The following is a 25,671-nucleotide window of genomic DNA, read 5'->3' on the forward strand; positions in this document are numbered from 1 at the left end:
AGACGAAATCATATCAGAGCTGAATCTCTACATAGGCCTGATCACGAACTTCTCGCAGCCAAACCTGCAGCTCTTCTTCAAACTTGCGGTTGCTGAGCAGTTCCCTTATCTGGCTACGACGCACTTGTGTACTGATATCAGACTGTCGTTTACCCAGCACTTCAAGAATATGCCAGCCGTAGGTGGTGCGGAATGGCTCACTGACCACTTTTTCCGGGATGATGTTCATGACGGTCTGGAATGCCGGCACCAGTAAATCGGGTGATATCCACCCCATATCGCCGCCATCCAGTGCCGAGGCAGTATCTTCAGAGTAGGCTTTAGCCAGTTCACCGAAGGCTTCGCCTGCCTGAACCCGCTGATAAAGCTTTTTGGCCTGCATCTGTGCTTCAAGGTTACTGCGGATCTCATTAGGCTTGATCAGAATATGGCGAACATGAACCTGGCTCTGAACCACTTTCTCATTACCGCGGGTGTCCATCAGTTTGAACAGATGGAAGCCGGCAGGGCTGCGGATAGACGCAGAGGTCTGACCTTTGGTCATTTTTACGGCCTGTTCAGCAAACAGCGTTGGCAGCTGATTGGCTTTACGCCAGCCAAGATCGCCGCCTTCCAGGGCGTTTTGGCCCTTTGAGTTGGCAATCGCCAGAGTCTGGAAATCGGCACCCTGACGAAGCTGGCTGGAGAGTTCCTCAGCGCGACGCTCTGCAGCCTGAACCTGATCTGGAGTGGCGTTGTCTGGCGTTGCAATGAGAATGTGAGCGAGGCGATATTCCGTCTGCATTTGTGCCAGACCTTCCGGAGAACTCAGGAAATTATCAATTTCCTGTTCGCTGACCTGAACACGCTGGGCAACCTCGCGCTGGCGAACACGGTTAAGGATCATCTCGCGGCGAATTTCTTCACGGGCCTGACTGAAAGAGAGGCCGTCGGCTTCCAGGTTCTGTTTAAACTGTTCCAGCGTCATCTGGTTACGCTGGGCGATACGGGCTATGGCATCGTTGAGCGCCCAGTCGTCAACACGGATGCCGCCTCGCTTGCCCATCTGAATCTGGATGTTTTCCAGAATCAGTTGTTCCAGCACCTGCTTTTGCAGAACCTCTTCCGGAGGGAGCTCGATATTTCTGGACGCCAGCTGGCGATGAACGGCATCCACCCGTGCCTCCAGCTCACTCTGCATAATGACGTCCTGATCGATTTTGGCAACAATTCGATCCAGTTCCATGCGCCCCTGGTCAGCACCAGTGTCTTCAGCCGACTGGGCATAAACTCCACCACTGCTGAGTGACAGCAGGCACAGGGAAGCCAGTGCAATACGTTTCAATCCCTTCATCATTTACTTCTCATCCCCTGCGTAACCTTTAATACCGTCGATATATCGTTTTGTCGTACCACCGGTGAGATCTCCAAGCCCTCTCAGGACAAACTGGAGGAATATACCACTTTTACTCTCGGGATAGTCGATGTTGTCGTCATCTTCGATCCACTTCCGCCAGAGTAGCCGAACCTGATAGCAGCAGCTGTTATATTCGACCCCGGATAATATCTCAAGGTTCCGTTTGTTGGTTAAATCGTATTGCCAGCGACCCATGGCAGACCAGTTGTTGGCAACGGGCCAGGCGATCGAGAGATCGGTCTGGCTTAGGTTGTTGCTGGTGGTCTGGTAGATGGTGTTTCCATCTTGATCCGTACCAATAGCTATATTCCTGTCCTGATCATTTTTTACGTACCGATCCGCCTGAGTCAGGTAGCGATAACCAGCATTGAAAACCCGACGATCGCTTGGCTTGTACTGGTAGTAAAGACCATAATTATCCAGCTCATTATCGGAAGTGTTCCACATCAGATCCTGTCGAATACTCATGGTGCGACTGATGTTATAGACCAATTCTGAGGCCAATGGCGAAACTGATTCTTTCATTTCTTCCAGAAGGCGTCGTTCTTCGTCATTTGGGTCGGTATCCAGATCCTCATCAATATCAGTCCGTGTTCCAGTAGTTGGACTGATCCACAACTGGCGATCTTCAAAATAAACAATCTGGCCAATGCCAACCCGAACCCTTTCAAAACCATCGTCTTCAATCAATCGGGTGGTCAATCCCAAAGAGAGTTGGTTGGCATCACCCAGTCGGTCATAACCGGAGAACCGGTTATCCCGCCACAAAGAGTTATAGTTGAAACCCATCAGTCCCGTATCAAAAATGGGGTTCATCTCCTGTCCTTCTTCATAAGGGGAGTAGAGGTACTTCATTCTGGGTTCGAGGGTGTGCGTAAACGACGTTCCACCAATGTTTGTAAAACGGTCGAAATACAACCCACTGTCAACGCTGAAAACAGGAACCGTTGTTTTGGGTGATTCGGTGTAGTCTGTATCGGTAAAGCCCTGGTATGAACCATTTAGATCACCGACTACATCATCTTTAATCAGGTTGCTCAGGCGATACTGTACATGCTGAACTTTTACCGACGGACGTATAAACCCATAGCCGCGTTCAAAGGGAAGGCTTACCCCGGTTTCCAAGTACAGACGCTCACCATTGGCTCGTTTGATGCCATAACCCTCATCATAAATACTTTCATTATATTCACGATCAAAGTCGGTAATTGTTTTTTCTTTTACATAATTCCAATCGTTATCCCGGGTAAATTTCGTATAGTCCGCCACATAATTCAGACTCAGGTTTTCGGCAGCCAGCCAGTTACCATTCAGCTTCAGCTGCGGCAGCTTATTATAGGGGTCATCCGCCGTCTGATTCATATTCTGATACTGCTGAGCATCAAGACTCAGCTGCCAGCTATGATCGGTATCGCCACCCAGGTAACGGGTGCCAACCCGCTGGTTTAGCAGTGAGCTGTTCGAAAGGTTAAGGCTGGTACTGAAATCATCCAGATAATTCTTGTCGCTGGCCTTGGCGTAATCCACCTCGGCGCTCCAGCGATTGGTAAAATCAGTCTTATGCTTGAAGTTGAGCAGCCAGCGTTGCTCATCGTAATAAGGGTTATCTTCTTTCAGCTCGTCTTTGTTCAGCAAGCCTGAAAGCCCTAACTCCCCGGTGTTCCTGCCCACAAGACCGCCGTCAACAATATAGCGGAACTCATTCTCCAGCATGAATCCCCGCTTGCTCATATAGCGAGGTGTCAGGGTTGCGTCATAATTGGGTGCGATATTGACGTAATAGGGAATGGAAAAATCAAAGCCATTGTCACTGTCCTGTGACAGCGTTGGATAGAGAACGCCGGTCTTTCGCCGGTCATCAATGGGAAATGAAATATAGGGCGTGTAGAGGATCGGCAGACCCTGAACCCGAACCACGGCGTTTTTAGCCACACCCTGACCGCTGTCCATATCAAGCGTTACATTCTGTCCGGATAGCTGCCAGCCTTTATCGCCCGGAGGGCAAGTGGTGTAGGTGGCATCAGTCAGTTCAAGGGTGGTATCTTCATTGCGAACGATTTGAGCCGCACGGCCACGAGCTTTCTGTTCATGCATCACATAAGCAGTGTTCTCAAGGGTTGCCCGGCCACTGTCCAGTTGCATATCCCCTTTATCACCAACCAGCAGAACGCCTTTGTCCCGGAAACGTACGTTGCCTTCGAACTGGCCATGGTTTTTGTTTCTATCGAGCGTCGCCTTATCACTTTCAAACTGTCGGCTACCCTGGCGGACAGTAACATTGCCCGTAAATGTAGCAACGGACTCTTTGTCGTAGCTGGATTCATTGGACTCAGCAACAATAGGCGCGCTATTTACATCTCCGACAAAGTCTTTACCGGGTCTGGAGGGCTCAATATAAGCACCACAGCTATAGAAAGGTTCAGAGGCTTTCTTCTCTGGCGATAGGTGTCGTACAGGTTGCCAGTCCAGAAGTTCTTTCAGGGAACTGTTCTGCTTTTTCGATGCAGAAGGAACGACAGGAACCATTTTTTTCTGTGGTTTACTGTCCAGTATTTTTTGTGCGGGTATCGTCTGTGCAGTTGAGGCTGCACAGCTCCACTGACCATTAGCCAATGTCTGACAGCGCCATTCACTCTGCTGGGCACTGATTTCTGCTGCCATTGCATCTGAAACAGGCTGACTGGCAATAATGCTGGCAGCTATAGCCAGTGCCAGGGTTCTGGGGGTAAATGGTAATTGGTGCAGATGCATGTCCATGAGCTCAGCAATCCCGGGGCAACGTTCGAATTTGTTGAAAAGGCTGCGTTTTAATAAAAGTACTCTGTTGTTTATTTGCAACCATGAAAGACGCAGCTTTGATCTTCCTCAAGGCCATGAAAGCAGAGAGCATACTGGTGAGACACCGAAGTCCGGGCTGCAAACCCATATTGCCTGCTAAATGGCTGCTGAGGTTGTTTTGCATGAAAATAAACTTGCTCGTTCTACGGGTTTCCTGTCGAGATACAAACAGTTTGCGAACCAATAATAACGGGTTATTTCGGCTGATTACCTGTCACTCAATGGAGCGTACAAAAGGCGCACTTTGAACCGGGCAAAGCGAAGCTGCAGCAGAATCGGAACATTCTATATCCATTTGCACAGGAAATGCAGTTATTAATCAGCAGGAAACTTTGAGCATTACAGCACCAAAAGTCAAATCAGGCGGGCATTGATGGTGGTGTATAAGGGTGTAACAGGGCGGTGACAATCCACCGAAGCTTCAATATGCCTTAAAACTACTCTATGTTAGTCTTGGATATTGATCTGATATTACTGCTTAACAGGAAGCAACAGCGTTGGCTATCACAATTTCAGAGCTTCAGACATCTTCTATAGAAGCTCAACGCAGGGAACAACTTGCGCAATGGGTTGTCTCAATTCTATCGGATGAAAATGACCTCCCTTTTGATGACAAGAAGAGCGGAGAAGGTTCTTCAGTGCCTTTGCAGGCGATTGGCAGTGATGCAGGGTTTCGAAAATATTACCGGATCCAGGCTCACCAGAGAACGCTGGTAGCCGTGGATGCACCGCCGGCAACAGAAGATACGGAGACCTTTGTTGATATAGCCCGTCGCTGGAGAAGTGGGGGGGTTTACGTTCCAGAGGTGTTTGCTGTGGATTTTGACCGTGGCTTTATGCTTCAGGAAGACCTGGGGGATACGCCAATGCAGGCGGTACTCCGGGAAGCTACAGCAGACCAGTACTATCCCGAACTGTTGGATTCATTACTGATTATACAGAATCAGGATCCAGAAAGGCTGCCTCCTTACGATGAAACACTGATGCGTTTTGAACTCTCTCTCTATCCACAATGGTTTCTTGGGGAGTTTCTGGGGCTTGATACGGAGGGTGCGGTAATAACCGGACAACTGTCAGCGCTGTTTTCCCCTATGGTCTCAACCATCCTTGAGCAGCCAAAAGGTACTGTGCATCGGGACTATCACTCCCGAAACCTGATGTTAACCCCGGATGGTGCTGTCGGGGTTATTGACTTCCAGGGAGCCCTCCATGGCCCGCTACTTTATGATGTGGTCTCTTTATTAAAGGATTGCTATATTTCCTGGCCAGAAGAAAAAATTGATCAGTGGTTTTCTGCATTTATGACACGTCACCCGATATTGGCAGAGTATGATCCCGAACAATTAAAAATCTGGTTTGACCTGACGGGGTTACAACGTCATTTGAAGTGCCTGGGTATTTTTTCCAGACTGTGGTTCCGTGATGGCAAGCCGGCCTACCTCAATGATATCCCCCGGGTATTTGATTACGTATTGTCGGTTTGCCAGCGATACCCTCAGTTTAAAGAACACGCACGTTGGTTGCAGGAAAATGTCAAACCGATCATGAATGAAAGGCTTAAGCGTGTACTGGAGGATGCCAGCCGATGAAGGCCATGATTCTGGCAGCGGGTTATGGCAAAAGACTCAGGCCCATTACCCTGTCCATGCCCAAACCCCTGGTGCCGGTAGCGGGAAAACCACTGATTACCTATCATATTGAGCGCCTGGCTCAGGCTGGCTTCCGTGAACTGGTTATTAATCATGGCTGGCTGGGTGAACAGATTGAGCAGGCCCTGGGCAGTGGCTCAAACTGGGGGGTTAATATTCAATACTCTCCTGAAGACGAACCGCTGGAAACCGGTGGTGGTATTTTTAAGGCTTTACCCATGTTGGGTGATAAGCCTTTTATTGTGATGAACGGGGATGTTTATACCAACGTAGAGTTGGGCTCTCTGAAATTGCCTGAGGGAATGCTGGCTCATCTGGTGATGGTGGATAACCCTGATTTCCACCCGGATGGTGATTTTTGTCTGAGCGATGAACGTCTATTTGAAAAGGATGAAATACCAGAGGGTCAGACGTTAACATTCAGTGGTGTCAGTGTTCTGTCTCCACGTTTGTTTGATGGGTGTCAGGCCGGAGAGCCCTTTGCCCTGGCTCCTTTATTGATTCATGCCCTGAAACAGGGCAGGGTAAGTGGCCAGTACCATGATGGTTTCTGGACGGATGTTGGGTCGATAGTGCGACTGCAAGCGCTGGAACACTACCTTCAAGATCAGCTTCAAGAACATCACCAAGATCAAAACCAAAACAATTTTCAAGATCAGAGCAGGACTTCATGACCGCAATAGTAATTGGCGCATTGGTTGGGTTCATGACCGGAGGCCCCTTTGGCGCTATTTTGGGAGCGTTTGTTGGCTCCTGGATAAATCGTAAATATTTAGGCGGGCAGGGCGCTTCGGGCTTTGGTGCTTCTGCGGCCCATCGACAGAAGGCACAGACTGTTTTTTTCAGGGCAACCTTTCTGGTGATGGGGCGGATCGCTAAAGCGGATGGCCAGGTGAGTGTGTATGAGATAGAGACCGCCCGGGCCATTATGCATAACATGCGTCTCTCTGAAGAACAGCGCAGAATGGCAGTAGAGCTGTTTAATGAGGGCAAGAGGCCGTCTTCTGATATCGAAGGCGCTCTCAGGGCGTTTCGGGCGGTTGCCGGTGCCAGTACGCTGATTCCCATGTTTCTGGAAATTCAGCTCTCTGCCGCCTACGCAGATGGTGGGCTGAGCCCTGCAGAACAGGCAGTATTCAAGCAGGTCTGCAGTATGCTCGGGGTGAGTAATTTTGTCTTTGACCAGATTCATAAGCGGTTTGTAGCCCAGAGAGAATACTATCAGCAGGGTGGTTACCACTCTGGACCAGGGGGAAGTCAGGCTTCAACGGGTATGAACCTGAAACAGGCCTACGACGTTCTGGGTGTTGCTGAAAATGCCACCGATACTGAGGTGAAGCGTGCCTGGCGTAAGCTGATGAGTGAACATCACCCTGATAAGCTGGTGGCCAAAGGGCTACCGGAAGAGATGATGGAGGTTGCCAAGGAGAAAACCCAGGAAATTCAGGGTGCCTATGATGAGGTTCGGGCAGCCAGAAAAAAGGGGCACTAAGGGAACTTTTTCAGGTTTGAGTTGACTAAATGGTTAGTTTAATCATTTTGTCGACTTGTTATCTGGAGGCCGGAACTGTGATCTATTCAAAGCGCAAGCAGTTTATGTACTGGTATGTACCTGCAGCTACCAAAGTGGATCTTGAGTCCAAGAGACTGGTGGTTTATTGCTTTTCAGAGTTGCGAAGAAAGGTGAGATCTGCACTGAGGAGAAAAAGCAAATACCTTATTTTCAAAGAGATTAATGAGTTTTCTACTTCTATCGTTGAGAGAATTGTGCATCCGTCTGCTTGATGCACTCTCTCTTTTAATCTGTTCCTGACAGTCCACATCAAGCACTCCTTTATAGTAATTTCCAGAAATTTGCTCTCGATTATGTAAACAGGCTAAGTCCTGTAATCAATGTTATTACTTTGAAAATGTGTTTTAAGAACGATTGCCATTGCTCTCGGATGACTATACTCCTGCTGTTTCAGTCAGCTAGTTAAGCTGACTGCTTTCTTCGGGAGGTTATCCACCAGTTAATGCACAGTTTCTCCAGGAAAAAAATCCCCAATGACATTTCCCCCATTAATACTGATTGGTGTGTTGATGAGTCGCGCAGAACTTACAATATCCAATACTGGAGTCAGGGGTATTTTGATATCAATGATGATGGCGAGGTGGTTTTTTCTTCTGGGGAAAAGCAAGTAACGGTAGCGTTCAATGACATCGTCAAAGCGTTATTAAATCAGGGGGCTTCACTGCCGGTATTGGTTCGGTTTCCCGAGATTCTCCGCCATAGAGTTCATACCTTATGCCAGGCCTTCAATCAGGCGATCAGCGATCATGAATACAATAATCGCTACTTGGCTGTTTACCCGCTGAAAGTCAATCCACAACGGAGTGTTGTTGAAACCCTCATACAAAGCCAGTCGTTGCTGGCTGATAAGCAGCTGGGCCTGGAGGCCGGTAGCAAGCCGGAGCTGATGGCTGTGCTTGCTTTGGCCAGGCAGACCAGTGCTGTGATTGTGTGTAATGGCTACAAAGACCGGGAGTATATTCGTCAGGCGCTGATTGGTGAAAAGTCAGGGTGTCAGGTTTACATTGTCCTGGAAAAATTCACCGAGCTGGAGCTTGTGCTGTCCGAAGCAAAAGCACTTGGGGTTACCCCAAGACTTGGGGTAAGGGCACGGCTTATTTCAAAAGCAAAAGGCCGGTGGTATGCAAGCGGAGGTGAAGGCTCAAAATTTGGGTTGACCACGGCAGAAATTCTGAGTGTTATTGCCCGGCTTAGTGAATTAAATCAGCTGTCCTGCTTACAGCTATTACACTTTCATCTGGGTTCTCAGATTACCAGCATCAGGGATGCCAGCCAGGGTATCAGTGAGTGCGGACGTATTTATGTAGAACTCTATCGCATGGGGGTATTCATTCAGTGGATAGATATTGGGGGCGGACTTGCTGTGGATTATGAGGGGACTCGTAGTCAGAGCCAGTGTTCAATGAATTACAGCCTCTGTGAATATGCTAACAGCGTCGTTTCTATAATAGGCAGCCTATGTCGTCAAAACCAGGTGCCGGAACCCGGCATCATTTCTGAATCTGGCCGTAACCTTACGGCACATCATGCGGTTCTGGTTACTAATGTCGTCAGTGCAGAAAGTTGTCAGGACCTGGTATCTAAACAGCCGCCTGAACCACCTTCAGATGACTGTGCCTATCAGTTTCATAACCTCTGGATATCCTGGTTAGCATTGTCTGAACAGAATTGCCATCGAGCTCTTGTTGAGATTTATCATGATACTCAACGAAACCTTACCGAGATTCATACGGGGTTTGAAACCGGGATCGTCCGGTTTGAGGAAAAAGCCTGGGCCGAAAAAATCAGCCTGTGTATTTGCCATAAATTGATGAAACGACTCAGCGTTAAAAATCGGGCTCATCGAGATTTGATGGATGAACTGAGTGAAAAGCTTGCCGATCGTTTTTATCTGAACTTTTCACTGTTTCAGTCATTACCTGACGTTTGGGGTGTTAAACAGGTATTTCCTGTATTGCCGTTATCGCAACTGGATAAGCCACTGACCCGTCGTGCTTATATGCTTGATATTACCTGTGACTCGGACGGTATTTTGAGTCAGTATGTTGATGGTCAGGGCATTGAGAACACGTTGCCCGTACCGCCATGGACTCAGGATGACCCTTACTATATGGGTGTTTTTCTGGTGGGTGCCTATCAGGAAATTCTTGGTAATATGCATAATCTTTTTGGGGATACCGATGTGGTTTCTGTGGAAATCACACCAGAAGGAAGGGTGCAGCTCAGTGAGTTTCATAAAGGCAACACCGTAGAAGATGTGATGCGGTATGTTGACCTGAAGCCCGATGATTTTTTTCAGGCTTATCAGCAAATGGTGACTGAGCATATAGAAGAGAGCCAACGCTCCTCCGTCCTTTCTGAGCTTGAATCAGCGCTGAAAGGCTATACCTATCTGACAGGCTCAGAGCCCCATCAAAAAATTGATGACGAAAAATAAGGAGTCAGGTAATGACAACACTGGCGAAAAAGGCTGACCACTCACTCTATTCCAATGCGTTTGGTTTTCTAAGGCAGCCGCTGGATTTTGATCCGGTTAATTGTGACGCTGACTGGATTGTTACAGGAGTACCTTTTGATTTGGCCACCACCGGGCGCAGTGGTAGTCGGTTTGGTCCGGAAGCGATTCGCCGTACTTCGCTAAACCTGGCCTGGGAAGGAAAACGCTGGCCATGGGATTTTAAGCTGAATGATTACCTGTCCATAGCCGATTGTGGCGACCTGGTTTTTGAAGCCGGTAATGCCAGTGATCTTTGTGAGTCATTAGAGCAGCACGCAGAATCGATACTGTTATCCGGGAAGCGAATGCTTACTTTTGGTGGTGACCACTTTATTACCCTGCCACTGCTGCGTGCCCATGCAAGGCAATTTGGCCCCCTGTCGCTTATTCATTTCGATGCCCATACCGATGACTATGACCAGGGCGGTCAATTTGACCATGGCACCATGTTTTATCATGCCATCCAGGAAGGGCTGATTAACCCTGAGGCTTCGGTACAGATTGGCATCCGTACCCATTATGATCAGGAAAACACCCCGTTTCAGGTGTTCGATGCCGGTTATGTCAATGAAGCGCCGGTAACGGAGATTATTGACCGTATTCATATGACGGTAGCCCATCGACCCGCTTACCTGACTTTTGATATTGACTGCCTGGATCCTGCCTATGCACCGGGTACAGGAACTCCGGTATGTGGTGGCTTGACATCAGACCGGGCATTGCAGCTGGTTCGTGGGCTGCAGGGGCTGGATATTGTGGGGATGGATGTGGTTGAAGTGGCACCAGCTTATGACAGTGCCGATATTACTGCACTGGCTGCAGCAACAGTGGCTTTGGATATGCTCTATGTACAGGCTTCCAGAAAAACGGATCGGTAAACGATGTTTATTTGGCTCTTTTGAAGAAATAGGCGGGAGGGAATTAGTGTGTTATTGAATCGGTTTCAATGGTTTGTTTTGAGTCTTATGGTTTTTCTTAACTCCGCTCATGCAGCTGACCTCTATGAGGAGGCATGGAGCAGAATAAACAATGGTGCGTTGCTGGTGGATGTTCGTACGCCTGGCGAGTTTGCCGGTGGGCATCTTGACGGTGCCATTAATATCCCTTATCAGGATATTGTTGGCGGGCTGGCTCAGGGAATGATCGCTTTGGATGCTGATATTGTGCTTTATTGCCGCAGTGGTCGTCGCAGTGGCAAAGCCCAAAAGGCATTAGTTGCTCATGGTTATACCAACACGTTTAATGCGGGTGGTTATGCGCAGATTATGGACAGGCTATTAAAACAATAAGGAACGGTCGTTTAATAATTGCCACGTTTTGTTTACCGCAGGGTCACAGAGAGCACAGAGAAAAAGCCTTTCTTTATCCCTCCGTGCCTTCTGTGTCTTTTATGCCCTTCTGGTAGTGTGGTAAAAAAAGGAAGTTTATTCTGGGGTAAGTGCTTGTACTTAGGGTAGACATTAAGGTAGTTCCTTGATGTAGCAGGGATTTTATTTGAACCACAAAGTCACAAAGACACAAAGGAAAAGCGTTTTTGGTAAGAGAAAAGCTCTTGCCAGTCTTTTGCCCTTATCAATCTTTCGCTTTTGCTCTTCTTTGTGCCTTTGTGCCTTTGTGCCTTTGTGCCTTTGTGCCTTTGTGGTTCAAGCTGTCGCCCCTGAAAGCAGGGGGGAATCATTAATGTCTACCCTAAGGAATTATCCCGGAATAAATTATCCATTTGCCAGTAGCTTGTGGTGCCCGGAAATACCGTAATTCCTGCTGAACTCTCCGCTGTCATCCTGTACAATCCCTGTACAGGATGACAGCGGAGTTGGTCGGTAATAATGACTATTATCCCAAATGTGGAGTTTATTAAAGGACAAATCCTAAGAGTGCTTGTAATAATCCAATGGCGTCATGTTCGACGTACTGAACGTAACGGACCCATTAAACAAGCGAAACTGTTTTTTTCTCCAATAGCGCTTTCAGCTCGTTGTAGCCCTTTCTTCCCTCTTCGCCCGGCTGCATGTTTTCAATGCGATTAGAGATGTCTGCCATCTCTTCATCCGAAAAGCCCTGTCTCGCAGCATGTAAAGTCCTGCGTATCAATATATCACACAGTTGGCTTCCCGATGTAGAGTCATGGTTGATGGTAGCCAGGAAAGTATTCTTATACTTGGAAAAATCACGCTTCGCTTGATCTGAAATCGTAACTTCTGGCTCTCTGTATACTTTAACATAATTAACAATATTACGTCTCAGCTTTGCAATTTTCTTAATAACTTTTTTGTAGTTAATTTCCTGCTGATTAGGTTTTAAATATTCATCCAGTCCTTTAAGTTTGTTAACCGATTTCCGAAGGTTTTCATTGGATTTAAAGATTTTGTTTGAAAAAATGATTAATTGATGCATGTCCTGTAATTTTATTTCATTTATGGTTACTGAGTGAGCTTGTGTGCTTTGATCTTGCTCTATGAAATCTTTGTTAAAAGAATGTGCGCAATATGTTGATACTGCAAAGGCAAAAATACTATCCCATGCTTCAATGCATTGTGTCCTGATCTGTTTAATGTGTTCTTCATTTTCGATTTGATTCTTACTAATCAGCTTCTGGAATTCATTTTCAAAATGTGGTCCAAGAGGATCATATTTTTTGAGATGGGTTAAGCGGGTTGATATCTCGCTTCCCCAGGGGAGTTTATTGGTTTCTCCTGGCTTATCAGCATACTGTGCAGCCATCATCGGCTTTACCAGTTTGTTCTTGAATTGAGTAACCGTACTTTTTACCTGCAAGGCTCTACGTCCGTGGAAATCAAATGGATTCAGGTTTGTTAAGCACAGCTGATCACGAAAAATGCGGGTATTTTGGTCAAGAGATTTTTCTATCTTAGGCATTGCATCAATTCTACACGTATTAAGTGCTTCCATACTTCTTGATCTGGGTATGATGGTTGTGGTTTTTTTTCGCCTGGTTAAAGGGGGTTTTGTAGTAACTAATGTCTTGGTATTCCGGGGCTTTTTATTATCTATCCATTGAGATTCAGGAACTCCGCAAGTGTATTTTAGGTGCACTCTTTCCGGAACCCATTCGGTGCCATTCTTATTGTTAAAATCAATATGTATAGTTATACCAGACTCATCCACAGGTCTTTTCTTTGGTTTGGACTTGGTGTTATCAACACGTTCATTATAAATAGTTTTGGCTGTAAGAGTGCATTGCTGATTATTGAGAATGGTTAACTGCTGGTGATAACCGGATCCACCTTTTCCCGAATGGGTAAGGTTAATGCCGGTTAATTTTTTCAGCGAAGTAAAGTGTTCACTCATCAGATCCTGACGACAGAACAAAGGTAAGATTTTCGCTATGCCAGGCAGCTCAGTTTCAGCCATATCAAGAAAATTACGGGTCATTGTATCATTGAAATCGGCATCCGTTTTTTCCAGTTTTAACTCTGAATAAGCTTTCTGAGACGAATAAACTTCCTTGTTACATTCATTACGCTTAATAATGGTTAGATTAACACCCTCTCTGCACAGATCAGTTTTAAATTGGCTCAAATGTCGCTCCACCAGTTCTGGGGAGTGCGGGTACTTTTGTAATTGAGAGAAACAGTCATTTACAGTCAGCATTTGCAAATTAGCATCATTCAGCTTTACCTGTTGTTTATCCTCACCGATAAATGACAAGTCAACGGGAATATAATATTGTTCGGCAACCGGGACTGGAGAGCTTGTTCCATAGCCTGTCCAAGCCTCGGTATTCGCTTCTATCCCGCTATTAACAACGCTGAGGTCTAGTTGTGAAACCGTTTTAACTAAAGGCAGGTTTGTTTGTGATAGAGGAGAGGCTGGCTGACTTCCTGACGACATTGGCTGACCTTCTGTCAGGGAAATACTTCTGCTATGGTACGGCTGCTTTGCCTTGTTTGTTGTTGCGTGCTGCTGCGAGGAAGTACTGTTATGGGTTACCGCACCCGTACTTTTGGCTCGGCGCATATTAAAAAAAGCGGGTGTATTGGATTGCCCTGTAGCTCGCGACCTGGGTGTAAAGAATAAATTTCTGGGCCTTGGTATTTTAGATTCCATAATTTCCCCAAACGTTTTATCAGCTTTTATTAACTCAATAGTTATAGATGGTAAACACGACTTATACCAATACCCCTTTCTAAATATGATTAAAATAGCCAAATGATCTGCGCTAAAACAGCGATTTCAATTCTATAACGAATTGTTTTTTACTATTCAGGAACCCGCTCAGGGTAGGAGGTTGTCGCAAAAGGAAGAAAACGGTCTCAACGTAGTACATGGTTTCAATGAGTTTGATACAAGGTTGGGTCGAACGGAGTGAGCCCCAACAATTTTACCGGGGGGCAGAGAGTTTGTTGGGGTTCGCATTCGCTCGACCCAACCTACCGGTCAAACGCATTGAAATGATGTGCTAGAGCCCGAGCCCCTGCAGGTATTTCATTGCACCTGCCCAATAAGCCAGAAAGGTTTTATTCCATTGGCAGAACGGCTTAAACACTTTTCATTTTTCCACCATCCACCACGGTATTGGTTCCGGTGATATAGCTGGCCGCATCGGAAAGCAAGAAGGCTGCGGCATTGGCAAACTCTTCCGGTTGACCATAACGCCCCATGGGAATTGCTGCTTCCGCAGCCTTGCGAACCTTTCCCGGGCTGGTATCGGAGCGTTTTGCCAGAAACAGATTGAGAGCTTTGATCCGGTCTGTGTTAATTGAACCCGGTATCAGGTTGTTAATACGGATGTTGTATTGTGCCAGGTCCGTTGCCAGCGTTTTTACCAGACTGTTGATGCCTGAGCGCATCACATTGCTCATCACCAGAATATCGATCGGCTCTTTCACGGCGGAAGAGGTCAGGGTAAGAATGCTACCGCCGTTGACTTTCAGGGCTGGAAGCGTTGCTCTGATCAAACGGACTGCGCTCATCAGCGCCAGCTCGAAGGCTGCCTGCCAGGCCTGATCATCAAATTCTTCAAAGAAACCGGGAGCAGGGCCTCCAGCGTTGATCACCAGACCATCAATATGGCCAAAATCATTCAGGGTTGCTTCCACCCATTGAGTGATCGAGTCCGCATCCCGGGCATCAAAAACATAACCACGAATTTCTGCAGTGGTTTCTTCACTGATCGCAGCGGCGGCCTGTGCAATATTTTCCTGGCTGCGGCTGGCAATGGAGACTTTAGCCCCTTCTTCGGCCAGTTTTTTAGCGATGGCATAGCCCAGACCTGAGCTGGCACCAGCAACCATAAAGACTTTGTCATTAATTCCAAGATCCATAATAAATTCCTGTTTTATTTTTGTTTCCGTTTTCCGGGTAAGGCTGGCTCTTTCGGGCAACGGGTAGCGGACAACGGGTCACGGCTTATGAGGGCGGGCAAGATATTCCGTGCTTTGCATTTCCTGCAGGCGACTCAAGGTTCTTTGAAACTCAAATGACAGAGTACCACTTGCATAGAGTGCTTCAAGATGAACTTCACTGGAAATAATGAGCTTAACGCCCCGGTCATAGAATTCGTCAACCAGATGAATAAAACGACGGGCCTGATCGTTTCGGCTGGCATCAAATTGAGGAACGGCCTGAACAATGACTGAGTGGTATAGGCGGGCCAGTTCAATGTAATCATTCTGACTGCGGGGGCCGTCACACAGATCGGCAAAGGTGAACCAGACAACATCTTTGCAGAGTTTCACGCTGTGGATAGGACGCCCTGATATTTCAATGCTTTGACAGGACTCTGTGTGATCCGGGTCAGGAGCCAGCTCTGAAAAAAAATGTTGCAGCTTCTGATGGTTCTCATCATTTAGCGGCCAGTACCAGGTTTCCGCTTTCTCAAGCAGTCGAAGGCGGTAGTCTGTCCCCCCATCCACATTGACAACCTGAGTGTGCTTTTTGATCAGGTCTATAGCCGGGAGAAACCGGGTTCTTTGCAGCCCGTTCTTATAAAGCATATCCGGATCCACGTTGGACGTGGCGACCAGGGTGACGCCTCGATGGAATAGCTGTTCCATCAGACCACCCAGAATCATGGCATCGGCGATATCAGAGACAAAAAACTCATCAAAGCAGATGATTCGGGCCTCTTTAGCCAACCTTTCTGCAACAATGGTGAGCGGGTTTTTCTGTCCTTCCAGCGTTTTCAGTTCGTCATGCACTCGCCGCATAAAATGGTGGAAGTGCATGCGACGCTTTTCCGGAAAGGGAAGACAGTGGTAAAAAGTGTCCATCAGCCAGGTTTTACCACGGCCAACACCACCCCAGAAGTAGAGACCTCTTACCGGTTCCAGGGGCTTGCCCAATGCACTCTTTAATGCATTCGGTATGGTCTTTAAAAAAGATTTTCCGGGGGTATGGGTTAACCGTTCAAACAGGTTTTGCAGGTGTTTTACCGCGGCGGCCTGAGCCGGGTCCTGGCTAAAACCTTTTTGGGTGATATCCCTCTGATAACAAGCTTGCGGGGTCATAATTGGTTACTGGTGAATAAAAACTCGAGACTTTGTTTTTGTCTAAATTGTTGTCTAAATTGTTGTCTAAACGCCGGAAAAATATGCCTTGCGTACTCAAAAATATTGAAGCGGCATTTTCGCCAGAGCGTTGCCAATGTAACCGGACTCTGGACAGGTAGCAAGGTTTGCTGTCAATGAATACTTTACCCACCACTGTTATCAGGAAAACCTCTGAAGTGGAGTGATTATCCTTTAAAGCAGACCCATTCAGACCTGCCAAAACTACAGCCAGTAAACTATACATTAATCCTCGACAAATACCTGTGAATGATGTGCTGCCAATGGGGGAAGAATAATTGATGATTAATCGGCTATCCAATAAGAAGAAAATCGGCTTTTGTTATCGGTGGTGTTGTATAGCGCTGATGGCCTATGCAGTTAATGCTGCAGGGTCACCAGACGGCTCTACCATGAAGGCCGGGTTGATAGGGGCAAGGTTTGACGGGGCAGGGGTTGAAGAGATCGTGACCCGTCTTATCGATGAAGGATTCAGGCAGAAAGTTGCCAGCGATGTCATGCCAGAGTTGGTGTGGAAGAATCTGGGCGAGCATCTGGAGGCAGCAGGAATCAGCTTTGCTGGCCTTCTTTCCAGTCTCGACGAGGGCAACGGTTCTCAGCCATACCACCGTGAGGTGATATTCAGGAGTAAGGACTACCCGGGACTACACAATAAAACCGTACAGTTCGCCATTGTTGCTATTGTATTATCCCCCGGTCAGGAAACGGTTACCCATGACCATTTTGTTGAGTGTGGCCCATTGCTGGTTGAGGGTGAAATCACCGAAGTTTACGGCTATACCGACCAGCTGGCTATAACCGGTACCAGGGTAGCGATACTTGATAAAAGGCGAAAGCTGCGGAAGTTTTTGCCCATCCAGTATTTTCGACCAGACCAGAAAAATACCCATCGTTTACAGGAGGGGACGGGAAACCGCCCGAGCATTGTGCTGAACCTGTATGTGGAGTCAGAGGGTAATAGTATCAAGAACCGTTTTCTCAAGCTGCTGGGGATAGATCGTGAGTCCGGCGCTGAGTGGTGGCTTCAATAGTGCATGATGACCAACTGGGAGGTGGATCAAATCCGGGCTAGGCCTCTATTCCTAGAATCTATACAATAGGCGCTTAAGGACATGGCGTTGTGATTTAATGACAAGGGCGCGGGCCCCACTGAGTGAGGCGATACTGTGGAAAACATGAACGTACTTTGGTTTGTCGGTAGTCTGGCGTTTCTGGCGGGGATTCTGTGTGGCGCGCTGGTTTACCATCTTCTGTCGGGTTCAAAATCCCGTAACGGCAAGCTGGAAAGTCAGCTGGGTGAGCTGCAGCACGAGTTCAGGGAATATCAGGAGCGAGTGGGTGATCACTTCACCACATCAGCCCACCTGATCAATAAACTCACCGATACTTACCGGGATGTTCATGAACATCTTGCCAATGGTGCGGAAGACCTCTGTAAGGATGAAGAAGTTCGTAACCGGCTTGGGGACTCTCTGCTGAGCAGTAATGCACTGTTATCCGGCAAGATTCACAAGCGCCGGAATGAGCGTACGCCGCCGCTGGAGCAGCCAAAGGATTATGCACCCAAGTCCCGCCCTGATGAGCAGGGGGCGCTGGCAGAAGAGTACGGTTTTAGTGAGTCTGCGAAAGAAGTGACTGAAGATAAATAATGACTGTTTCAGCAGGCTTCTTCAGGAAGACGATGCCTGTATTGCCCTCATTCCCACGGAGGGCCGTGGGAATGAGAGGGGGTTCAGTCTTCCAGAGCGTCCAGATATTTCTCGGCATCCAGTGCTGCCATACAGCCAGTACCTGCAGACGTAATCGCCTGACGATAAACGTGATCCATTACATCTCCTGCTGCAAATACACCTTCTTTTGAGGTCAGGGTGGCATTCCCTTCAAGGCCGCTGCTTACCTTGATATAGCCATCTTTCATGTCCAGCTGATCGGCAAAAATACCGGTATTGGGGGTATGGCCGATGGCAATGAAGCAGCCCAGTGCATCGATTTCCTGAGTTTCCCCGGTATTGACATTTTTCACCCGAACCCCGGTAACGCCCATCTCATTACCCAGTACTTCATCCAGCGTCGAATCCAGAACCAGGCGCATATTGCCATTGGCAACCCGGTCCATCATTTTGTCCTGCAGGATTTTCTCGGCGCGGAATCCCTGGCGGCGATGAATAACCGTTACGGTTTTTGCAATATTGGACAGGTAAAGGGCTTCTTCAACGGCCGTGTTACCACCGCCAACCACCACGACATCCTGCTTCTTGTAGAAGAAACCGTCGCAGGTGGCGCATGCAGAAACCCCTTTCCCTTTAAAGGCCTCTTCGCTGTCCAGCCCCAGGTATCGGGCGCTGGCACCGGTGGCAATAATCAGGGCATCACAGGTGTAGGTGTGGCTTCCTTTGAGGGTGTATGGCTTTTTACTGAAGTCCACCTCTTCGATATGGTCAAAAATAATTTCAGTACCAAAACGTTTGGCGTGGGCTTCCATATCCATCATCAGGCCCGGACCCTGAAGTCCTTCCTGTCCGCCAGGCCAGTTATCCACATCGGTGGTGGTGGTCAGCTGGCCACCCTGCTCCATGCCAGTGATCATCACCGGGTTAAGGTTGGCCCTTGCTGCATAAACGGCGGCAGTATAACCAGCGGGGCCGGAACCCAGAATCAGCAGGCGGGTGTGTCGGGTTGTGGTCATTATGTACTCCATGACAGGTATGAGTATTTATTAATGGGCATATAATAGCCATTGCCTTTCTTTCATGGCAATTGGGGAAAAGCCTTTAACTGTAGAAACAGCCTTAAACTATAGAAAGTGGATTACATTATCAGGCGCTATTGAAAGCAGAAGAAAACAAGAGAAATGGCTATCGCTGGTGTAATATTCCAGTTTCTGGCAAGCATTAAAAAGTAGAGTGATGACACATAACAACCCTTTATCAGGCCCCGGCTACTTTATGCAGGGACTGAAAATGATCCTGATGCCACAATTGAGATGGCTTGTTTTGATTCCACTGGTTATCAATATTCTGGTGTTTGGTGGGATTATTTACTCGGCATCGGGATATTTCTCCGGGTGGATGGCGGAACTCACCGGCTGGATGCCCGAGTGGCTGGCATTGCTGGAGTACCTGCTATGGCCGCTGTTTTTTCTGGTGCTGGCAGCGGTGATGTTTTTTACCTTTACCATTATTGGGAACTTTATTGCGGCGCCTTTTAATGCGCTTCTGGCAGAAAAAGTTCAGCGCATGGAGGGGGCTGATCTGCCAGATCTTCAACTGTCTGACTGGCTGGTCATTGTGCCGAGAAGTATTGGCCGGGAGTTGCGCAAGCTGCTGTATTTCCTGCCTCGCGCGTTAGTATTGCTGCTATTGTCATTTATCCCGGTATTGGGTTTTGTGCTGTGGTTTTTATTCAATGGCTGGATGATGGCTATTCAATACTGTGACTATGCGGCGGATAACCGGGGTGTTTCATTTTCAGATATGCTGTCCAGGCTAAAGCCACGAATATCAAAGTCCTGGCCATTTGGCGCCATTGTGAATCTGGCCATGTTGATACCATTGGTTAACCTGGTGATTATTCCTGCTGCCGTGGTTGGCGCTTCTCTGTTATGGGAACGTGAAATGGAGCAGGGAAGTGCGACACCGTGATTGGGTATTTTATTAAAGGCAAGAATGGAGCGGATTGAATGAGTTGTCTTTTCTGTAAGATTGCTACAGGAGATATTCCTGCAGATAAAGTGTTTGAAGATGATGAGCTGGTGGCATTCCGGGATATCAATCCTGCCGCTCCAACTCATATTCTGGTCATTCCGAAGAAACACATTGCGACAATGAATGACGCTACCGCAGAAGATCAGTCACTGCTTGGCAGGATGATGCTGGTGGCAAAGGATATTGCTGCTGAGGAAGGGGTTGATGAAGATGGCTTCCGGTTTGCCATCAATACCAACAGCCACGGCGGGCAGTCGGTTTATCATATTCACCTGCACCTGCTGGCCGGCCGGCAAATGCAGTGGCCTCCGGGCTGATTGGTTTTTGAACCACGAAGCACACAAAGGAAAATTCTAAAAACTTTGTGTGCTTCGTGTGTTTAGTCGCTTTAACTATTCGGTCTCAATAATTTCATAACTGTGAGTGATTTCAACGCCACCTTTGCCTAGCATATGAGCTACAGAACAGTATTTCTCCGCTGATAAATTCACCGCGCGTTGAACCTGAGACTCTTTGATATTGTTGCCTTTGACGACAAAGTTCAGATGTATTCTGGTAAACACGGCAGGAATCGCATCTGCGCGTTCTGAATCTATGTCGACATGGCAACTGATGACTTTCTGTCGTGCCTTTTCCAGAATATTCACTACGTCAACAGAAGAGCACCCTCCCAATCCCATAAGCACCATTTCCATAGGGCTTGGAGCACTTTTCTGATTTTTGTCCGCATCCATAACGACGGAGTTGCCACTGGCAGTCAGTCCCAGGAAACGCTGATTATCGACCCATTTCACTTGTGCCTGCATTCGAAATTCCAGTTCTGCTGTCTGAGGCTGTTTCTCTTTGCGGGCATTCTAAAGCCTTTGAGTGAAAACAGCCATCAAACAGGGATGAGCACGGGTAGTAGATCCGGATGGTGGCCAGCGTATGGTTTCAATGGGTTTGACAGGTTGGGTCGAACGGAGTGAGCCCCAACAATTTCACCGATGATTGCAGATTGGGGCTCGCATTCGCTCGACCCAACCTGTGTCACCGGTCAATTCAGGGGGTTGCGGTTGCCTTGAAAAGGTAGAGGTAATTTGCGTAACCGGCCTCAGCCATCTTGTCCACAGGGATAAATTTCATGGCTGCGGAGTTCATGCAGTAGCGCAGGCCGGTGGGTGGTGGTCCGTCCTTGAATACATGCCCCAGGTGAGAGTCAGCAAAACGGCTGTGCACTTCGGTACGGGGGTAAAACAGCCCGTAATCGGTCTTGGTGAGGACGTAGCCCAGCTTCAACGGCTCGGTAAAGCTTGGCCAGCCCGTGCCGGACTTGTATTTATTCGTTGAGGAAAACAGGGGTTCACCAGAGACGATATCAACGTAGATGCCCGCTTCCTTATTGTCCCAGTATTTATTGTCAAAAGCGGGCTCCGTGCCTTCCTCCTGAGTGATGTGATACTGCTGCGGGGTCAGTTTTGTGCGAATTTCCTGGTCAGAGGGTTTTGGGTAGGGTTTAAGGTTTGCCTGCTGTTTTTTTTCGTTAATCCGTTGCCGGAGGGTTTTGGGATTTTCGTCCCTGTCATCACCAAACACCTTATCGAGGTATTTATCCCGACCAGAGCGGTAGCGGTAAAACTTGTATTTCAGCGAACTCTTTTTGTAGTAATCCTGATGGTAGGATTCGGCAGGATAGAATTTCTCAAATTTAATCAACTCCGTTTTCAGTGGTTTCGGGAAGATTCCTGCCCTGTCGATCTCCATCATAAACCGGTGCGCCACTTCTTTCTGTATGGGGTTATGGTAGAAAATCGCCGGACGATACCGGGCGCCACGATCAACAAAAGAGCCCTGGTTATCGGTGGGGTCGATGTGGCGGAAGAAATAATCAAGAACCGCCTCGTAACTGACCATTGCGGGATCGTAGGTTACCTGGATGCTCTCCAGGTGACCGGTGGTTCCGGAAGAGGCCTGTTCATAGGTCGGGTTATCTACGTGACCGCCAGCGTAGCCGGAGATAACATCAATCACGCCGGGTAGTTGCTCCATATCCGATTCCGTACACCAGAAGCATCCGCCTGCCAGGGTTGCTACCGATTTTTTACCTGCTGGTATTTTATCGGTATTGGGGGCAGCGGCCATGATTGAGCCGCAGATCAGGATAAATAGCCCTGAAACAATCAGGGATAACAGGGCTGGCAGTGGGGGCTTTCTTTTCATAACCATGTTGTAAGACATTGTCGTATGGTAATTGCATTCTGGCAGGTTCGAACTGACAGGCAGTACTTGAATTGTACGGTTGTGATTATTACGCGTAAGCAGTGAGCATAGTTGAGATTTATGTTTTCTCCATATGTCGATGGAGGGGAGTCAGTCATTGTTTAAAAGAGCCTCTTACCTTTGTCATCCTGAGTGTATGCTAATGAATCTATACTGAGTTTTGATAACTTACTCAGAGGTTTCATTCTATGGCTAAAAACAACATCAGGTTTCTGGCGCTACCCGTTCTGTTTTCAACGCTGTTGTCCGGATGTATGGATAATAAGGATCCTGTAAATAATCAAGACAGTATGGCGCCTGTCGGAAAACAACTGGAAGTGGTGATGTTTCAGGTAACGCCGCAGGGCAATGGGCCAACGGTGGGCAAGATTGTTATTCATTACGCTGACGATAATGATGCATCCGGGGGCATTCGTTTCCAGCCTGCGCTTCACGACTTGCTACCCGGAGAGCACGGTTTCCATGTTCACGAAAACCCTTCATGCGAGCCTGGCGAGAAGGATGGCAAGAAAGTAGCTGCCCTGGCGGCAGGAGACCATTATGATCCTGAAAAGACCGGTCACCATGAAGGGCCTGAAGGTCACGGCCATTTGGGTGACCTGCCAAAACTGATGGTGGATGAGTATGGTAATGCCATCATCCCGGTGGAGGCTTCCAGACTTTCCCTGGATGATTTGAAGGGGCACTCGCTGATGATTCATGCCGGCGCGGACAACTATTCCGATAACCCTCCGCTGGGTGGCGGTGGCGCCAGAATCGCTTGTGGTATTGTTCAGTAACTGAACGTGCCAGATGCTATCAGAAGAGCAGCCGACCTCTCCGGTCGGCCAATATTACAAATAAGCACCAAACAATTCATTCAAGGCCTGGCCCGGATCGTTCTGGCGCATAAAGGCTTCACCGACCAGAAAGCTTTTTACGTTACGATTTATCATGGATTCCACATCGCTGCGGGTATGAATGCCACTTTCCGTTACGACCAGTCGACCTTTGGGAATTGAGCCTGACAGTTCAAAAGTATTATCCAGACTGACTTCAAAGGTATGCAGGTTGCGATTGTTAATGCCGAGAATGGCACCTGGCAATGGGAGGGCTCTTGCCAGTTCATCGGCACTGTGTACTTCAACCAGAACATCCATTCCCAGTGATTGTGCCAGGTCATTAAACTCGCTGAGCTGCTGGTCAGAAAGGGCTGATACGATCAGCAAAATGCAATCAGCACCGATCATACGAGATTCATAAATCTGCCAGGGATCAATGATAAAGTCTTTGCGTAATACCGGCAGGGAGCAGGCGACCCGTGTCGCTTTGAGATAGGTTTCATCCCCCTGGAAAAAGTCATGATCGGTCAGTACCGAAAGGCAGCTGGCGCCGGCCTGTTCATAACTGCGGGCAATCTCTGCGGGGGCAAAGTGTTCCCGGATAACGCCTTGACTGGGTGATGCCTTTTTGATTTCAGCAATGACGGCCGCCTTCCCTGCATTAACTCTGCTGTAGAGGCTGTTGGCAAAACCTCGGGGGGGGCCCGCGTTGCTGGCCATAGGCTGAACATTTTTCAGGGGCAGTTTAGCACTTCGTTCAGCCACTTCTTCATGCTTTCGCTGAATTATTTTGTTGAGAATGGTTGGTAGAGACATATGCTTATCCTTCTGCATCAGTGGCAAATACGCGGGAGAAACTGGCCAGTTCCTTCATTTTTTCAAGGGCAAGGCCGCTGGCAATAGCATCCTGAGCCATCAAAACACCTTCTTCCAGCCGGCTGGCGATGCCGGAAAGGTAGATCGCTGCCCCGGCATTCAAAGCAATCATACTGGCGGTTTTTTCAGCATACTTCCCCTGTTGTTTACCCAGGGCATCACGGATCAGAGTCAGTGATGATGCGCTGTCTTTTACATCAAGGCCAATCAGGCTTTGGGAATCGATATTGAAATCTTCAGGTTTAAGGCTGTACTCATGGATTTCTCCTGCGCGCAGCTCGGCCACATGGGTTTCACTGGCAATACTGATTTCATCGAGTCCATCGTTTGAGTGTACGACCATGACATGCTCATTGCCAAGCTCTCTGAGTACTTCAGCCATAGGGCGACAAAGCTCCCGGGTAAAGACACCAATGAGCAGGTTTTTTACATTGGCAGGGTTGGACATGGGGCCCAGGATATTAAATATTGTGCGTATGCCCAACTCACGACGAACACCAATCACGTTCTTCATGGCCGAATGATGGGCGGGTGCAAACATGAAGCCAACACCCACCTCTTCGATGCATCGGGCCACCTGATCAGGGCTGATATTCAGATCAACACCTGCCTGTTCCAGCAGGTCGGCACTGCCGCTGGAGCTGGAGACTCCCCGGTTACCGTGCTTGGCGACCTTTGCGCCTGCCGCAGCGCAAACAAATGCGGAGGCAGTGGATACGTTGAACAGGTGGGCACCATCTCCCCCCGTACCGACAATATCCACCAGGTGGTCGGCATTGACCTGAACCGGTGTGGCCAGCTGGCGCATTACCATAGCGGCACCGGTGATTTCTTCGATGCTTTCACTTTTCATCCGCATGCCGACCAGAAAGGCCGCAATCTGGCTATCGCTGCACTGGCCGGTCATGATTTGCTGCATTACCCCGACCATTTCATCCCGACTCAGATCAAGGTGTTGTACTATCCGGTTGATGGCTTCTTTTACAGGCATTTTTTTCACTCCCTGGAATTCTTATGTGGACTGTTTCAGGAAATTGGCCAGCAGGTCATGCCCCTGCTCGGTCATAATAGATTCCGGGTGGAACTGGACACCTTCTATGGGTAGTTCTTTGTGGCGAACGCCCATGATCTCATCATTACTGCCGTCTTCCAACTGTGTCCATGCGGTAACCTCAAGACACGCCGGCAGGCTCTCTTTTTCGATAATCAGAGAGTGATAGCGGGTGGAGGTAACCGGGTTGGCCAGGCCATTGAAAACTCCGAAGTCTTTATGGTGAACAGGCGATACCTTGCCATGCATGACTTGTCGGGCCCGAACAATTTTTCCGCCATAAACCTGACCAATACTCTGATGGCCAAGGCAAACACCCAGAATGGGGACTTTACCCTGAAAGTGTCGTATGACATCCATTGAGATACCCGCCTCATTTGGGGTGCAGGGACCAGGAGAGATGACGATATGGGCAGGTTTCAGTTTCTCAATGTCGGCAATAGTAATCTGGTCGTTCCGGTGGACTTCCACATCAGC

The 25,671-nt window shown here is 48.2% G+C and carries 24 protein-coding genes; 13 read left to right on the forward strand and 11 right to left on the reverse strand.

What is annotated here, in order from left to right; all coding sequences use genetic code 11:
- Positions 1–13: 13 nt before the first annotated feature.
- Positions 14–1,336 carry a peptidylprolyl isomerase gene (locus RM811_RS23725; RefSeq protein ID WP_402529273.1) on the reverse strand — a complete coding sequence of 441 codons (1,323 nt, stop codon included), beginning with the start codon at positions 1,334–1,336 and terminating at the stop codon, positions 14–16.
- Positions 1,337–4,153 carry an LPS-assembly protein LptD gene (locus RM811_RS23730; protein WP_402529276.1) on the reverse strand — a complete coding sequence of 939 codons (2,817 nt, stop codon included), beginning with the start codon at positions 4,151–4,153 and terminating at the stop codon, positions 1,337–1,339.
- On the opposite strand from RM811_RS23730, the gene RM811_RS23735 reads away from it, so the two are divergent.
- The 8 genes from RM811_RS23735 to RM811_RS23770 all read left to right on the forward strand — a co-directional run bounded on the left by RM811_RS23735 (position 4,152) and on the right by RM811_RS23770 (position 11,242).
- Positions 4,152–4,334, forward strand: coding sequence for a hypothetical protein (locus tag RM811_RS23735; protein ID WP_402529279.1), 183 nt, complete (start codon positions 4,152–4,154; stop codon positions 4,332–4,334). The two genes, RM811_RS23730 and RM811_RS23735, sit on opposite strands and share 2 nt — an antisense overlap.
- A gap of 397 nt (positions 4,335–4,731) precedes the next feature.
- Positions 4,732–5,823: an aminoglycoside phosphotransferase family protein gene (locus tag RM811_RS23740; RefSeq protein WP_402529281.1), complete on the forward strand. Its 1,092-nt coding sequence runs from the start codon at positions 4,732–4,734 to the stop codon at positions 5,821–5,823.
- The gene (murU, locus tag RM811_RS23745) at positions 5,820–6,557 is read left to right on the forward strand and encodes an N-acetylmuramate alpha-1-phosphate uridylyltransferase MurU (protein ID WP_402529283.1); all 738 of its coding nucleotides are present in this window, start codon (positions 5,820–5,822) and stop codon (positions 6,555–6,557) included. The genes RM811_RS23740 and murU overlap by 4 nt, the downstream gene beginning before the upstream one ends.
- A complete protein-coding gene (gene djlA, locus RM811_RS23750) occupies positions 6,554–7,375 on the forward strand; it encodes a co-chaperone DjlA (RefSeq protein ID WP_402529286.1) in 822 nt (273 codons plus the stop codon). The genes murU and djlA overlap by 4 nt, the downstream gene beginning before the upstream one ends.
- Before the next feature lie 77 nt (positions 7,376–7,452).
- A complete protein-coding gene (locus RM811_RS23755; protein WP_402529289.1) occupies positions 7,453–7,668 on the forward strand; it encodes a hypothetical protein in 216 nt (71 codons plus the stop codon).
- 230 nt (positions 7,669–7,898) lie between these two features.
- On the forward strand, positions 7,899–9,893 hold the full coding sequence (speA, locus tag RM811_RS23760) for a biosynthetic arginine decarboxylase (protein ID WP_402529291.1): 1,995 nt from the start codon (positions 7,899–7,901) through the stop codon (positions 9,891–9,893).
- 11 nt (positions 9,894–9,904) lie between these two features.
- Complete coding sequence (gene speB / locus RM811_RS23765; protein ID WP_402529293.1) at positions 9,905–10,831, forward strand: agmatinase; 927 nt, start codon at positions 9,905–9,907, stop codon at positions 10,829–10,831.
- A 48-nt stretch (positions 10,832–10,879) separates the two neighbouring features.
- The gene (locus RM811_RS23770; RefSeq protein ID WP_402529296.1) at positions 10,880–11,242 is read left to right on the forward strand and encodes a rhodanese-like domain-containing protein; all 363 of its coding nucleotides are present in this window, start codon (positions 10,880–10,882) and stop codon (positions 11,240–11,242) included.
- 640 nt (positions 11,243–11,882) lie between these two features.
- Here RM811_RS23770 and RM811_RS23775 read toward each other — a convergent pair.
- From RM811_RS23775 to zapE, 3 genes are all read right to left on the reverse strand, one after another.
- Complete coding sequence (locus RM811_RS23775; RefSeq protein WP_402529299.1) at positions 11,883–14,021, reverse strand: hypothetical protein; 2,139 nt, start codon at positions 14,019–14,021, stop codon at positions 11,883–11,885.
- Between the two features lie 431 nt (positions 14,022–14,452).
- Entirely contained in the window at positions 14,453–15,238 is a 786-nt protein-coding gene (locus tag RM811_RS23780; protein ID WP_402529301.1) for an SDR family oxidoreductase, read from the reverse strand.
- Positions 15,239–15,316: 78 nt separating this feature from the next.
- Complete coding sequence (gene zapE / locus RM811_RS23785; protein WP_402529305.1) at positions 15,317–16,423, reverse strand: cell division protein ZapE; 1,107 nt, start codon at positions 16,421–16,423, stop codon at positions 15,317–15,319.
- Positions 16,424–16,764: 341 nt separating this feature from the next.
- On the opposite strand from zapE, the gene RM811_RS23790 reads away from it, so the two are divergent.
- Both RM811_RS23790 and RM811_RS23795 read left to right on the forward strand, forming a co-directional pair.
- On the forward strand, positions 16,765–17,514 hold the full coding sequence (locus RM811_RS23790; protein ID WP_402529307.1) for a hypothetical protein: 750 nt from the start codon (positions 16,765–16,767) through the stop codon (positions 17,512–17,514).
- A gap of 144 nt (positions 17,515–17,658) precedes the next feature.
- Complete coding sequence (locus RM811_RS23795) at positions 17,659–18,132, forward strand: YhcB family protein (protein WP_402529325.1); 474 nt, start codon at positions 17,659–17,661, stop codon at positions 18,130–18,132.
- A gap of 83 nt (positions 18,133–18,215) precedes the next feature.
- Here the strand turns inward: RM811_RS23795 and trxB are convergent, their stop codons facing one another.
- On the reverse strand, positions 18,216–19,169 hold the full coding sequence (gene trxB, locus RM811_RS23800; protein ID WP_402529309.1) for a thioredoxin-disulfide reductase: 954 nt from the start codon (positions 19,167–19,169) through the stop codon (positions 18,216–18,218).
- 220 nt (positions 19,170–19,389) lie between these two features.
- Between trxB and cysZ the strand changes: the two genes are divergently transcribed.
- Both cysZ and RM811_RS23810 read left to right on the forward strand, forming a co-directional pair.
- A complete protein-coding gene (gene cysZ / locus RM811_RS23805) occupies positions 19,390–20,124 on the forward strand; it encodes a sulfate transporter CysZ (RefSeq protein ID WP_402529327.1) in 735 nt (244 codons plus the stop codon).
- Positions 20,125–20,162: 38 nt separating this feature from the next.
- Positions 20,163–20,504 (forward strand): histidine triad nucleotide-binding protein, encoded by a 342-nt coding sequence (locus RM811_RS23810; protein ID WP_402529312.1) that lies wholly within the window; start codon positions 20,163–20,165, stop codon positions 20,502–20,504.
- A gap of 75 nt (positions 20,505–20,579) precedes the next feature.
- On the opposite strand, the gene RM811_RS23815 is transcribed toward RM811_RS23810, so the two are convergent.
- Both RM811_RS23815 and msrB read right to left on the reverse strand, forming a co-directional pair.
- A complete protein-coding gene (locus tag RM811_RS23815) occupies positions 20,580–20,993 on the reverse strand; it encodes an OsmC family protein (RefSeq protein ID WP_402529314.1) in 414 nt (137 codons plus the stop codon).
- Between the two features lie 235 nt (positions 20,994–21,228).
- Positions 21,229–22,308, reverse strand: coding sequence for a peptide-methionine (R)-S-oxide reductase MsrB (msrB, locus tag RM811_RS23820; RefSeq protein WP_402529330.1), 1,080 nt, complete (start codon positions 22,306–22,308; stop codon positions 21,229–21,231).
- Between the two features lie 326 nt (positions 22,309–22,634).
- Here msrB and sodC point away from each other — a divergent pair, with 326 nt between their 5' ends.
- Positions 22,635–23,225 (forward strand): superoxide dismutase [Cu-Zn] SodC, encoded by a 591-nt coding sequence (gene sodC, locus RM811_RS23825; protein WP_402529317.1) that lies wholly within the window; start codon positions 22,635–22,637, stop codon positions 23,223–23,225.
- 54 nt (positions 23,226–23,279) lie between these two features.
- On the opposite strand, the gene trpC is transcribed toward sodC, so the two are convergent.
- The 3 genes from trpC to RM811_RS23840 all read right to left on the reverse strand — a co-directional run.
- Positions 23,280–24,083, reverse strand: a complete 804-nt coding sequence (trpC, locus tag RM811_RS23830) for an indole-3-glycerol phosphate synthase TrpC (RefSeq protein ID WP_402529319.1) — start codon at positions 24,081–24,083, stop codon at positions 23,280–23,282.
- 4 nt (positions 24,084–24,087) lie between these two features.
- Complete coding sequence (trpD, locus tag RM811_RS23835) at positions 24,088–25,134, reverse strand: anthranilate phosphoribosyltransferase (protein ID WP_402529321.1); 1,047 nt, start codon at positions 25,132–25,134, stop codon at positions 24,088–24,090.
- 21 nt (positions 25,135–25,155) lie between these two features.
- Positions 25,156–25,671, reverse strand: a 516-nt coding sequence (locus RM811_RS23840; RefSeq protein ID WP_402529323.1) for an anthranilate synthase component II, incomplete at its 5' end; no start/stop codon positions are given.

This window comes from Endozoicomonas sp., assembly GCF_031844845.1.
GTDB lineage: Bacteria > Pseudomonadota > Gammaproteobacteria > Pseudomonadales > Endozoicomonadaceae > Endozoicomonas.